Origin of the sequence: Streptomyces sp. NPDC057287 (genome assembly GCF_042667905.1) — a bacterium.
Taxonomy (GTDB): Bacteria; Actinomycetota; Actinomycetes; order Streptomycetales; family Streptomycetaceae; genus Streptomyces.
Genome location: NZ_JBHUYV010000008.1, coordinates 368,409 through 381,058, shown reverse-complemented (window position 1 = coordinate 381,058; position 12,650 = coordinate 368,409). Strand labels below are relative to the sequence as shown.

Genomic DNA, 12,650 nt, shown 5'->3' with positions numbered 1-12,650 from the left:
GCTTCCTTCGGTCCCGTTTCACCGGGCCCCTCCGGGCGCTTCCCTTCGTTCTTGCGTTTCCGACTCTATCAGACTCTTTCGTGTCCGATTCCCGGTCGAAGCGGGTTTCGCTTTCCAGTTCTTCGCTTTCGCGTTTCCCTTTCCGGCGAGTCCGACTCTATCAGATCCTTTCGGGCCTGATTCCCAGTCAGCGGGAGTCGCCTTCCCGGCCCTTGGGCCGTTCCGACGCTCAAACTCTAGCGGATTCTCCCGGCGACTCATAATCGAGTCTTCGAATTGAATTCCGGCATGCCGAAATTCTCCCCGGTGGGAGATCGTGCTGAGTTTGGTTGCCGCATTCGCGGCGGGATCGGTTGCCGCCGGACCGTACCGGCTCCGTGACAACTCGAAGAACCTTACGGAAGCGAGGGGGGTGTGTCAACCCTGCTCCTCGCCCCCTTCCCACCCCATCAGTCCAGGTCGGTGAGCCGGCCGCCGGCGTCCGGCTGCTCGTGCTCCACCCGGCGCAGGAGCCGGATCAGGATTTCCCCCAGCGCGCCGCGCTCGTCGCCGGAGAGGTCCTGGAGAAGGTCCTCCTCGAAGGTGGTGGCCATGCGCATCGCCTCGAGCCACTTCGTGCGGCCCTCGTCGGTCAGCTCGACGATGACACGCACCCGGTTGTTCTCGTCCCGGTCGCGGGTGACCAGGCCCTCGCCCGCCATGCGGTCGATGCGGTGGGTCATCGCGGCCGGGGTGAGTCCTAGGCGCTTCGCCAGTTCGCCCGGCCCCAGCCTGTAGGGGGTGCCGGACAGGACCAGGGTCTTGAGGACCTCCCATTCGGCGTTGCTGATGCCGAGGGCTGCGACCTGTCTGCCGTAGGCCACGTTCATCCGGCGGTTCAGTCGGCCCAGTGCGGAGACGATCTGCTCGACCTGCGGGTCGAGGTCCCGGAACTCGCGCTGGTAGGCCGCGATCTGCTCGTCGAGGCTCGGCTCCTGGAGCTCGGGCTGCTCGGTGGTGTCAGACATGGCGGGCAGTATCGCACGCTCTCCATCGCCTTCGAAGTCCTTCAGAGTGAAGAGTTCAGCTTCTAACTTTAGTGTTAAAGTCTACGAGTCTGTGTTCTTCAGAGTTCTTCATGTCTTGAGGTAGGTGAGTGTGACCAGGGAGATGGGTGCAGCGCTGCGGCGGATTCAGGTGGGGAGCGCGCTGAGCGCGTTCGGCCTCGGGTTCACCGTCCCGTATCTGTACGTCTACGTGGCGCAGGTCCGGGATCTCGGTGCCGGTACGGCAGGTGTCGTGCTGGCTGTCTTCGCCATGGCGGCGTTGGCGGTACTGCCGTTCACCGGCAGGGCCATCGACCGGCGCGGTCCACTGCCCGTACTGATCGTCGCCGCCGCGGCGGCGGCGGTGGGCGCCGGCGCCCTGGGCGTGGCCGACGGTGTGACCTCCACCGTCCTCTCCGCCGCCGTCCTCGGCGCGGGCACCGCCGTCATGCAGCCGGCGCTCGCGACGATGCTGGTGTGGTGCTCCAGCGCCGCGACCCGTACCCGTGCCTTCGCCATGCAGTTCTTCCTGCAGAACCTCGGGCTCGGCATCGGGGGCCTGGTGGGGGGCCAGCTGGTGGACGTCGACCGTCCGTCGAGCTTCACCCTGCTGTTCCTGATCGAGGCGGCGATGTTCCTGGTGCTCGGTGTGGTCGCGGCCACGGTGCGCATGCCCCGGGTCCCGTCACTCGCGGACGCGGTGCCCGCCGACGGCTCGGAGCCCAAAGCCGGACTGCGGATGCTGCTCTCGCACAGGGCCATGGTGCAGCTGTGCGTGCTCGGCTTCGTGATCTTCTTCGCCTGCTACGGGCAGTTCGAGTCCGGTCTCGCCGCCTACGGCACCGAGGCCGCGGGAATCGATCCGTCCACCCTGGGTATCGCGCTCGCGGCCAACACGGCGGTCATCGTCGTCGCGCAGTTCGTCGTGCTCCGTCTGGTGGAGCGGCGGCGGCGCAGCCGGGTCATCGCCTGGGTCGGTCTGATCTGGGCCTTCGCCTGGATCGTGGCGGGCTACGCCGGCCTCGGGCACGGCAGCCAGACCATGGCGACAGCCGCGATGATCTCGACGTACGCCCTGTTCGGGCTCGGTGAGGCGATGCTCTCGCCGACGGTGGCCCCGCTCGTCGCCGACCTGGCCCCGGAGGCCAGGATCGGACAGTACAACTCGGCGTTCGCCCTGGTGAAGCAGCTGGCCCTGGCCGTCGGTCCTGCCGTCGGCGGGCCCATGGGAGCGGCACTGCCCGGGCCCTACATCGTGACCTTCGTGCTGTTCTCGCTGGGCATCACCGTGCTGGCGCTCAAGCTGGGCCGTCAGCTCACGCCCGTACAGGACAAGCCGTCCCTCGTGGCGGTGCCGTCCCGAGTGGTCGCCGTGTCGCTGCCGGAGAGCGAGCCGGTCACCGCGCCCGGCGCCGTGCGCTGACGCGGATCAGCCGGGAAGGGCGAATTCGCACCAGACCGCCTTGCCGCCGCCGGGAGTGCGGCGGCTGCCCCAGGAAGTGGCGATCGTCGCGACGATGGAGATGCCGCGTCCCGCCTCGTCGGCGGGCTCGGCCCGGCGGCGGCGCGGCAGGTGGTCGTCCCCGTCCGTCACCTCGATGATCAGGCGGCGGTCGGTTCGGCGCAGGCCGAGGCGCATGGGCGGGGTGCCGTGCTGGAGGGAGTTCGCCACGAGCTCGCTCGCGGCCAGGACTCCCAGGTCGCAGAGCTCCACCGGGAAGCGCCAGGACGCCAGGACGCCGGTGGCGAAGGCGCGGGCCCTGGGCGCCGCCTCGATGCCGCCGAGCAGCTCGAGCGAGGCGTTGTGGAAGAGCTCCGCGCTCGATCCCGTGCGCGCGGGGTGCTGGACCACGAGGACCGCAACGTCGTCGTCGTGCTCCGCGGTGACGCCCAGGGAGCGGATGAGCCGGTCGCAGACCACCTGGGGCGACCCCTTGGCGCCGGACAGGGCGCGCTCCAGAGAGGCGACTCCCTCGTCGATGTCCTCGCTGCGCCGTTCGACCAGACCGTCGGTGTAGAGCACCGCCGTGGAGCCGGGCGGCAGGGCGATCGTCCCGGAGGTGTGGACCCAGCCGCCCGTGCCGAGGGGCGGGCCCGGCGGCTCCTCGGCGCGGTGCACCGTGCCGTCCTCCTCGCACACGAGGATCGGGAGGTGCCCGGCGGAGGCGTAGACGAGGTGGCCCTCGTTGGGGTCGTGGACGGCGTAGGCGCAGGTGGCGATCTGGCTCGCGTCGATCTCGGCGGCGAGCACGTCGAGGAGCTGGAGCACCTCGTGCGGCGGGAGGTCGAGACGGGCGTAGGCGCGGACCGCGGTGCGCAGTTGGCCCATGACGGCCGCGGCACGCACGCCGCGCCCCATCACGTCTCCGATGACGAGGGCGGTGCGGCCGGCGCCCAGGGTGATGACGTCGTACCAGTCGCCGCCGACCGCCGCGTCCGTGCCTCCCGGCTGATAGGTGGCGGCGATGCGCAGGTCGTCCGGCTGTTCGAGCTCCTGGGGGAGCAGGGAGCGCTGGAGGGTGACGGCCGTTTCGCGGTGGCGGCGTTCGCTGGCGCGCAGCCGCTCCGCCGCCTCGGCGTGGTCCGTGACATCGGTGGCGTAGACGAGGACACCCGCCTCGCCGTCCTCCGTGTCCGGGCCTGCGGCGGCCACCGGGGTGCAGGTCACCGTGTAGGAGCTGCCGGCCCGGACCTTGCGGGACTTGACCGTACGGGGAGTGCCGCTGCGCAGGACCTGGTCCATCAGGGGCAGCAGGCTGAGCTCGGCGAGCTCGGGCATGGCTTCGGCCGCGGGAGTGCCGCAGGGGCGTGGGCCGAAGGCCGATGTGTAGGCGGTGTTGACGTAGGTGATGCGGTGCTCGGGGCCGTGGAGCAGCGCGACGGGGGCGGGGAGACGGCCGAGGATCTCGAGGGCCGACAGGCCTTCCAGGCAGGGGCCCGCCGTGGCGTCGGAGGCTTCCGGCGTCCCGGCCGGCGGCGTGGCCTCGGGCTTCGGCCGTACGGACTCGGCGCGGGCGGCGGGTACGGAACTGTGGTCGTCCCGCGCGGCGGCTCGACGCTGCGTTCCGGGAAGGCGGGCGCTCCAGCGCGTGAAGTTCACGGAATTTCTGGCCTCGTGTGTCGGTCTGGTCCGCTCGGGCGAGCTTCTTCTGCTGGTCCTGTGCCGGCTCCCCGCCGGTCCTCATCACCGGATCGGGGTGCCGGGGCCAGGCTTCCGGGAACGCGCAGCCGGGCCACTTCGTGCTGTCGGTCGTCGCTTCCGGTCACTGTAGGTGACTGCCTGCCGGGTGACTCTGCGCAGGTGTGAGCCCACCTATGGTCACACGCCCAGTGTGACCGACCGTACTGACAGTTGGCGTACGGCAGGGGGTCCGGCCGCTGAACTGCGGCCGTTCCACGGGCATGGCGCTGCGGAGCGTACCGGTGCTCAGCCGGACGTGTCCGGTGGCCTGTCGTCCTTCGGCGGAGTCTCTTCGGGAGGCCCGGGGTGTACGTGTCCACGGGCGGCGAGGGCGAATTCGGCACGCGGGTGTTCGAGGGAGCCGAGGGAGACGATCTCTCGTTTGAAGAGCCCGGCCAGGGTCCACTCGGCAAGGACACGCGCCTTCCGGTTGAACGTGGGCACCCGGCTCAGGTGGTAGACGCGGTGCATGAGCCACGCCGGATACCCCTTGAGCTTGCGCCCGTACACGTGTGCGACGCCCTTGTGCAGGCCGAGCGAGGCGACGGATCCGGCGTAGGAGTGCCGGTAGTCCCGGGCCGGACGGCCGGCGAGGGTGGCCAGGATGTTGTCGGCGAGGACCTTGGCCTGACGCACCGCGTGCTGCGCGTTCGGCGCGGTCTCCGTGCCCGGCTCGGACGAGGTGAGGTCCGGGACGGCAGCCGCGTCACCGGCGGCCCAGGCGTGCGGGGCGCCGTCGACGGCGAGCGTGGCGGTGCAGCGGATCCGGCCGCGCTCCGTGAGCGGCAGGCCGCTGGCCGCGAGGATCGGCGCGGGCTTCACGCCGGCGGTCCACACCAGGGTGCGGGTCGGGAAGCGTGAACCGTCACTGAGGACCGCGACCCGGCCCTCACAGCTGTCCAGCCGGGTGTCGAGCCGTACGTCGATGTTGCGGCCCCTCAGCTCCCTGACCGCGTACTTCCCCATCGCCTCGCCGACCTCCGGCAGGATGCGTCCGGTCGCTTCGACCAGGATCCACCGCATGTCCGCGGGTTTGATGTTGTGGTAGTACCGCGAGGTGTAGCGGGCCATGTCCTCGAGCTCCGCGAGCGCCTCCACGCCCGCGTATCCACCGCCGACGAAGACGAAGGTGAGCGCCGCGTCACGGATGTCCGGGTCCCTCGTGGCGGAGGCGATGTCCATCTGTTCGATCACGTGGTTGCGGAGGCCGATCGCTTCCTCCACGGTCTTGAAGCCGATGCCGAAGTCGGCCAGGCCGGGAACCGGGAGGGTGCGGGACACGGATCCGGGAGCGAGTACCAGCTCGTCGTACGGGATCTCGAGCGCGCCGGTGCCGTCCTCCGCGGTGGCGAGCGTCGTGACCGTGGCGGTGCGCTTGGCGTGGTCGACGCGCTCCGCCTCGCCGATGACGATCGTGCAGTGCTTCAGGACCCGGCGCAGGGGCACGACGACGTGACGCGGCGAGATCGAGCCCGCGGCGGCCTCGGGCAGGAACGGCTGATAGGTCATGTAGGGCTCGGGCGTGACCACCACGATCTCGGCCTCGCCGCTTCTCAGTCTCTGCCGCAGCTTCCGCTGGAGACGCAGCGCGGTGTACATCCCTACGTAGCCGCCGCCGACGACGAGAATGCGCACACGTGGCCGGGTATCGGGGGACGCCCCCCGGGAATCTGGTGCCATCACCTTCCCATGACGCAACGGAGTCCGGTGTTTGTCCACAGGCCTGGCAAATTGTGTGACCGGAGTTCTTCGATCATCCGGCCGCCCGCGGCCACCGTGTCGGTGCGGAGCTGCGCAGGTCAGGTGTGGCGGAAGGCCGGGTACGCAGCGGTCGAATCGGGGCTCAACCGGTCCTTGCTCCGATCGGGGGGCGCTCCGTGCGGAACTACCCCCTTCTGAATTGAGGCGGGCTCAACTATGTTCGTACCCCGTCGGGGTGTCGGATTCGGACTGAGGTCCACACGCCGACTGACAGGGCGGGGAAGTCTCCGGGGGGAGACGTCATAACCGGGGGAAAGTTATGCACACTCAGGATCTGCATGGGCCGAGCGCTCTCACCTCTGCTGTGGAGGGCCATGGGCGGCTGAGCCCCATGGGAGCGGTCGGGACGGTCGCGGCGGTCGGACCAGTGGGGAACGCGGCACGCTCCGCTCCGCTCCGCGTGGACGCACAGCGCAATCTCGAACACGTCCTGCGCGCCGCGCGCGAGGTGTTCGGGGAGCTCGGCTACGGAGCACCGATGGAGGACGTGGCGCGCCGCGCACGGGTCGGCGTCGGCACGGTCTACCGGCGGTTCCCCAGCAAGGACGTGCTGGTGCGCCGGATAGCCGAGGAGGAGACCGCGCGGCTGACCGATCAGGCGCGCTCGGCCCTCGGACAGGAGGAGGAGCCGTGGTCGGCGCTCTCCCGCTTCCTGCGGACCTCCGTGGCATCGGGTGCGGGACGGCTGTTGCCGCCGCAGGTGCTGCGGGTCGGGGCGGAGCAGGACGAGCAGGCCGCCGCGGTGGGACCCGACGGCGACACACGCGTCCCGCACCAGCGGCAGGGCGTGGAGGCGTCCGGTCTCCAGTCGGGCGGGGCGCGCCCCGACTCCGAGGAAGGGCTCGACGACGGTCCGGGGGCGGCCGAGCTGCTCGAGGTCGTGGGCCGGCTGGTGGACCGGGCCCGTGAGTCGGGTGAGCTGCGGGGCGATGTGACGGTGGCCGATGTGCTGCTCGTCATCGCCACGGCGGCACCGGCACTGCCGGATCCCGCTCATCAGGCCGCCGCTTCGGCCCGGCTGCTGGACATCCTGCTGGAAGGCCTGCGCTCCCGTCCCGTGTAGCCGGACCGCGTAGGTGTGCCGGTCGGCGGGACCGCTCCCGCCGGCCGGACGCCTGGACGGAGAAGGGCGTCGCTCCTTCCCCGCGGGGGTGATGTCACGCCCCCCGGACGGGGGAAGACACCCCGGACGAGTGGTTGCCGCTGTTCGGGGTTCGTCGCGGCGTGGCTCTGTGGCAACCTTGCCCCGTATTCGGGTCCGAGGGTGCATACGGGGGCTTCCGCGATGAGCGGTGACGCGCAGCAGGAAGAACCGGCCGACGGTGTCGCTGCCGCGGGCAGGGGCAGCGGCACGGAGACGCAGACCGGTGGCGCGGCAGCCGCACGGATGCCCGCGCAGGCCCGGCCTCCCGGCCAGGTGGCACCGGATCGAGTGACGCCGAATCAGGTGCCGTCAGGTCAGGTGACACCGGGCGAGGTGCCGCCGGGCCGTCCGGAGCCGGAGCAGCCGCCCGTCCACGCCGAGGGCGGCACCGTCCTGCCCGGTCCCTGGCCGGCGCTCGCCGACGACGGTGTGCGGTCGGATCCCGGTCCGGCGGACGGTGCCACGTACGCCGTCCCCCTGCAGCGCGAGGGGCGCGCCGGATCCGCCGGTCCGGGCCCGTCCGACGCCCAGTTGATCCAGGGCATGCGCGCGGGCGACGACCAGGCGTACGAGGAGCTCTTCCGGCGCCATTCGGGAGCGGTGCGCCGCTACGCCCGTACCTGCTGCCGCGACGCGCACACCGCCGACGACCTGACGGCAGAGGTCTTCGCACGGACCCTGCAGGCGGTGCGCGGCGGAAAGGGGCCGGAGGAAGCGGTCCGGGCCTACCTCATGACGGCCGTCCGGCATGTCGCCGCCGCGTGGACCAGGAGTGCGAAGCGCGAGCATCTGGTCGACGACTTCGCCGTGTTCGCGGCGCAGGCCACTCGCTCCTCGGAGCTGTCGGAGGCCGACACCCTCGATCTCGGCGCCGATGTACTGGCCATGCACGAGGCGGACCGTTCGATGGCCATGCAGGCGTTCCGCAGCCTGCCGGAGCGCTGGCAGGCCGTGCTGTGGCACACCACCGTGGAGGAGGAGTCGCCGAGCGAGGTCGCCCCGCTCTTCGGCCTGACCGCCAACGCCACGGCGGTCCTGGCCGTCCGGGCCCGCGAAGGGCTCAAGCAGGCCTATCTGCAGGCCCATGTGAGCCAGTCGCTGACGTCCGGCGGCGACTGCGCCCAGTACGCCGACCGGCTCGGCGCCCATGCCCGGGGCGGCCTGCGGACCCGGGCCGAACGCGGCCTGCGCAAGCATCTGGACGAGTGCGCGAGGTGCCGCATCGCCGCCGGTGAGCTGGACCGTGTGAACGCCGGCATCCCGGCCCTGCTCCCGGTCGCCGTCATCGGCTGGTTCGCCGCCGGCTACGCGGTCAAGGCGGCCGGCATCGTGGCGGGCGGTGCGGCCGGAGCGGCCGGTGCCGGAGCCGCCGCCGCGGCCACCGGCAGCGCGTCCTCAGGGGGCGGCACGGCGGGTGGGGCCGCGGCGTCGGAGGGGCTCGGCGCTCCGCTGAAGGCCGGCATCGCCGCAGCGGTGGCCGTGGCGGCCGCCGCCGGGCTCGTGTGGGCCCTGGTCGGAGACGACCGGCCGGCGCCCGCGGAGAAGCCGGTGGCCAAGCCTCCGGCGGCTGCTCCGGCCACGCCCGCACCCACGCCCACTCCCCCGCCGGAGCCGGCGCCTGCCCCGCAGCCACCGGCCCCGCCCGCCCCGCCCGTCTCCGAAGCACCACCCGCCCCGGAGACGACACCCGCCCCGACGCCGACCCCCACGCCGTCACCGACGCCGCCCGCCCCGGACCCCACGCCCGAGCCCACCGTGCCGGAACCCGCACCGACGCCCTCTCCGGAGCCACCCCCGCCTCCGGCGCCGGAGATCTACCAGGTGAACGAGCTGGAGTACTCGGTCGCCGGTGACCACACCGGGCCCGAGATCATGCTCGCCGGGAGCAGGGGTGTGTTCTGGCAGCGCCAGGGACTGTCGATCGCCACCACGGTGTACGCCCACGGCGTGACCGCCCCCTCCCGCTCGTCCGTCGCCGTCCAGCTCAACCGCACCTGCACGCGGTACGAAGCGATGGCCGGGGTCGACGACATGACGCTGGGGCTCGGCGCCGTGCGGTTCTCCGTGTACGACGGTGACGGGGCCCGGCTCTGGCGGTCCCCCGTGGTGCGGGGCGGCGAGCCGGCGGTCCCGGTGAGCGTGGGCATCGAGGGCAGCCGGACGATCCGGCTCGTCGTGGAACCGTCGGGGGCCCTCGGCGGAGTCGCGCTCGCCGACTGGGCCGAGTCCAGGATCAGCTGCCGCTGAGCTCCCCGGCCACGCCGGCCAGGAGGGTGACGACCTCCTCCGGTGTCAGGCCGCGCCCCGAGGCGCTCTCCTCGTCGTACCGGCGGGGGCCGAGCTCCTCGCGCAGCCGTTCCACCGCGGCGGTCACGTCGGCCTCCTCCACCGCCGAGCGGGGCCCCCTCACCCGCCAGCGCTCGCAGGCACCGAGGACGCGGGCGGACGCCACGAACCGGTCCAGCTCCACCAGGACGATCGCGGCGACCTCCGCCAGGTGTGCGGTGGTGACCTCCACGCACCGGGCCTCCACCGCGAGGGTCAGCGCCTCGACCATCCCGCGCAGGCCCTCGGCGGGCCCGCCGGACGGTTCGCGGACGCTGATGCGGGCCGAGAGCCCGAGGACCGCCGCCGCGAACTGGGGCGGCCTGCTGCCGTAGGGCCGGGCGGAGCGCGCGGAGTCGGCGTACCGGCGTGCCTTCGGGACCTCGCCGGCCGCCAGCGCGACGGCGGCCCGCAGGTAGTACACGTAGGCGTAGGCGTCGGGCATGTGCCGGCGCTCCGCCTCGGCCTCCGCCTCGTCCAGCCCCTTCGTTGCCGCGTCCAGGTCCCCGGCCCGGTAGGAGAGTTCGGCGAGGCGGCCGAGGAGGAAGGGCTCCTCCCCGTGGGCGCCGACCTCCCGGGCGAGCCCGAGCGCCTCCTGGTAGGCCACGCGTGACTCCTCGTACCTCCCGCGCGTCATCCCCGCCTCCGCGACGGCGCTCGCCACCTGGGCGCGCAGATAGCGGTCCCCGACCCGGCTGCTCAGGGCGCGCAGCTCGGCGATGTCCTCGTCGATGCCGTCCATGCCCTCGGGGGTGTCCACCAGCATGTGGGTACGCGTCATCAGGGTGACGCCGTACTCCCAGTCACCTCCGTGCGTGCGGGTGTTGACGACGGCCGCGTCGAAGTGCGCCTGGACGTCGGGGGTCTCCTCACGGCGCATGTACGAGGTCATCGGCCAGAGCAGTCCGGGGAAGCGGGCGGATTCGGGGCCGCCCGAACCGAAGGCTCCGGCGACCTTGGTGATGAGGTCCTGGAGCCCTTCGTCCTCGTAGATGTTCTCCGTCGGCCGGCTCTCCACGGCGAGGAAGAACCGCAGCATGTGCAGGTGCATGCGGGGCCAGTGGCGGGGGTCTGCCGGGTCCGGCGGATCCTGGCCGAGGGCGGCCGTGCGGTCCGCCCAGACCGCGCCTTCGGTGCGGAAGTTGCGCAGCCACCAGAACCACCCCATGGCGAGCACCAGACGCAGCGCCTCCTCCTCCGAGGGGCGGGCGACGACCGTGCGGTGCAGGGCGGCGCGGATGTTGTCGAGGTCGGTCTCCAGGCGCCGGATCCACGGCAGCTGCCCGCCGGAGCGCAGTTGCGGATCGGCTTCCTCGGCCAGCGCGGTGAAGTACGCGGTGTGGGCCGCGCACGTGGCCGTCAGGACGTCCGGGGCCTCGGCGGCCCGCTCGGAGGCGTACTCGTGGATGGTCTCCAGGAGGCGGTACCGCATCTGCGAGCCGTCCGTGGGAGCCGCGACCACGAGGGACTTGTCGACGAGCGCGCCGAGCAGGTCCGCCGCGTCCGGCCCGGTCACCGCCTCGGCCGCGGTCAGGTCCCAGTCACCCGCGAAGACGGAGACCTGCCGCAGCACGGTCCGCTCCTGCGGGGACAGCAGGTCCCAGGACCAGTCGACGACCGCCCGGAGCGTCTGCTGGCGGGGCAGCACGGTGCGGCTTCCGCTGGTGAGCAGCCGGAAGCGGTCGTCGAGGCGGTCGGCGATCTGACGCGGGGTGAGCAGCCGGAGCCGGGCGGCGGCCAGCTCGATGGCGAGGGGGAGCCCGTCGAGCCTGCGGCAGATCTCTTCGACGGCCTGCGGGTCGTCGCCCGCCTCCGCCCCCGCGCCGAAGTCCGGCCGCACGGCTCGGGCGCGCTCGGCGAACAGCCGGTGCGCGGGGTCCGGCGGCAGCGGGCCGACGGGACGGACGGCCTCGCCGGGCACGCCGAGGGGCTCACGGCTGGTGGCGAGGATCCGCAGCCGCGGGCAGTGCCTGAGGAGGGTCTCGGCGAGGGCCGCCGCCGCCCCGACGACGTGCTCGCAGTTGTCGAGCACCAGGAGGAACGGGCTGTGGCGCGACCGGTGGTTGAGGTGCTCGACCAGCCGCCCCGCCGGGTCCGCGGTCAGGCGGTGCCCGTCGCGGGGGCCGCCCTGACGGAGGGTCGTCTCGCGGAGGCCCAGGGCGGAGATCACGGCCCCGGGTACGGCGGAGGGGTCGTCGAGCGGGGCGAGTTCCGCGATCCAGGCGCCCTGTCCCGCCGCGGACTCCTCGGCCAGCCTGGTCTTGCCGGAGCCGCCGGGGCCGGTGAGGGTGACCAGGCGGGCGCGGGACAGGTCGGAGCCGATGAGGCGGAGTTCGGACTCGCGCCCGACGAAGGAGGTGAGCCGGGGCCGGATGTTGCCCTCGGCGGGGAACGGATCGCCCGCGGGCCGCGCGGTGGACTCCCCGGGACGCCTGGCGGGCTCCACGGGACGCCCGGTGGGCTCCGCGGCCGCGAGGAGTTCCCGGTGGAGTGCGGCGAGCTCCGGTCCCGGATCGGTGCCCAGGCCGTCGGCGAGTGTCCGCCGGGCCTCCTCGTACGCGACGAGTGCGTCGGCCCGCCGGCCCTCGGCACGCAGAGCTCGCAGCAGTTGGGCGCGCAGCGGCTCGTGGTACGGGTGGGCGGACGTGAGTTCCCCGAGCTCGGGCACGAGGCCGGCGGTGGCCCCGAGCCGCAGGTCGGCCTCGATGCGCTGCTGGTGTGCCCGGAGCCGGTGGGCCTCGGCCTGGAGGCCGTGTCCGCGCCCGGGGAGGTCGGCGACGGCGGGGCCGCGCCACAGGGCGAGTGCGGTGCGCAGGGTGCGGGCGGCGGCCTCGGGGCTTCCGGAGTCGAGTTCGGCGGCCCCTCGGCGGGCGAGCCGTTCGAAGACGTACAGGTCGATGTCGTCGGGTCCGGCGGCGAGGCGGTAGCCGCCCGGACCTCCCACGACCGCGTCCCGGCCGAGCACGCGGCGCAGTCGGCCCACGAGCGCCTGGAGGGCGGCGGGGGCGTCCTGCGGGGGGTCGTCGGACCACACGTCGTCGATGAGCACGGCGACGGGCACGGGGCGGCCCGCGCGCAGGGCGAGCGCGGCGAGCAGGGTGCGCAGCCGTGCACCGCCGACGGGCAGCACACCGCCGTGTTCGTCTCGCGCCTCGGTGACGCCCAGGATCAGGTACCGCACGCGGCCATTGTGACCCGGTGGGCGCCCGTACGG

7 protein-coding genes are annotated in these 12,650 nt (G+C 72.9%); 3 read left to right on the top strand and 4 right to left on the bottom strand.

Annotation, left to right across the window (positions count from 1 at the left end):
- Positions 1 to 449 precede the first annotated feature (449 nt).
- The gene (locus ACFUNE_RS18710; RefSeq protein WP_099173040.1) at positions 450 to 1,007 is read right to left on the bottom strand and encodes a MarR family winged helix-turn-helix transcriptional regulator; all 558 of its coding nucleotides are present in this window, start codon (positions 1,005 to 1,007) and stop codon (positions 450 to 452) included.
- Between the two features lie 142 nt (positions 1,008 to 1,149).
- Between ACFUNE_RS18710 and ACFUNE_RS18705 the strand changes: the two genes are divergently transcribed.
- Positions 1,150 to 2,448 carry an MFS transporter gene (locus ACFUNE_RS18705; RefSeq protein WP_383568691.1) on the top strand — a complete coding sequence of 433 codons (1,299 nt, stop codon included), beginning with the start codon at positions 1,150 to 1,152 and terminating at the stop codon, positions 2,446 to 2,448.
- 6 nt (positions 2,449 to 2,454) lie between these two features.
- Here ACFUNE_RS18705 and ACFUNE_RS18700 read toward each other — a convergent pair whose 3' ends face one another.
- Together ACFUNE_RS18700 and ACFUNE_RS18695 are read right to left on the bottom strand one after the other, a co-directional pair.
- Positions 2,455 to 4,125 carry a SpoIIE family protein phosphatase gene (locus ACFUNE_RS18700; protein WP_383568652.1) on the bottom strand — a complete coding sequence of 557 codons (1,671 nt, stop codon included), beginning with the start codon at positions 4,123 to 4,125 and terminating at the stop codon, positions 2,455 to 2,457.
- 327 nt (positions 4,126 to 4,452) lie between these two features.
- On the bottom strand, positions 4,453 to 5,886 hold the full coding sequence (locus tag ACFUNE_RS18695) for an NAD(P)/FAD-dependent oxidoreductase (RefSeq protein WP_383568649.1): 1,434 nt from the start codon (positions 5,884 to 5,886) through the stop codon (positions 4,453 to 4,455).
- Between the two features lie 340 nt (positions 5,887 to 6,226).
- On the opposite strand from ACFUNE_RS18695, the gene ACFUNE_RS18690 reads away from it, so the two are divergent.
- Together ACFUNE_RS18690 and ACFUNE_RS18685 are read left to right on the top strand one after the other, a co-directional pair.
- Entirely contained in the window at positions 6,227 to 7,030 is an 804-nt protein-coding gene (locus ACFUNE_RS18690; RefSeq protein ID WP_383568646.1) for a TetR/AcrR family transcriptional regulator, read from the top strand.
- A 222-nt stretch (positions 7,031 to 7,252) separates the two neighbouring features.
- A complete protein-coding gene (locus ACFUNE_RS18685; protein ID WP_383568643.1) occupies positions 7,253 to 9,358 on the top strand; it encodes a sigma-70 family RNA polymerase sigma factor in 2,106 nt (701 codons plus the stop codon).
- On the opposite strand, the gene ACFUNE_RS18680 is transcribed toward ACFUNE_RS18685, so the two are convergent.
- Complete coding sequence (locus ACFUNE_RS18680; protein WP_383568640.1) at positions 9,345 to 12,617, bottom strand: ATP-binding protein; 3,273 nt, start codon at positions 12,615 to 12,617, stop codon at positions 9,345 to 9,347. The genes ACFUNE_RS18685 and ACFUNE_RS18680 overlap by 14 nt on opposite strands.
- Positions 12,618 to 12,650: the final 33 nt, after the last annotated feature.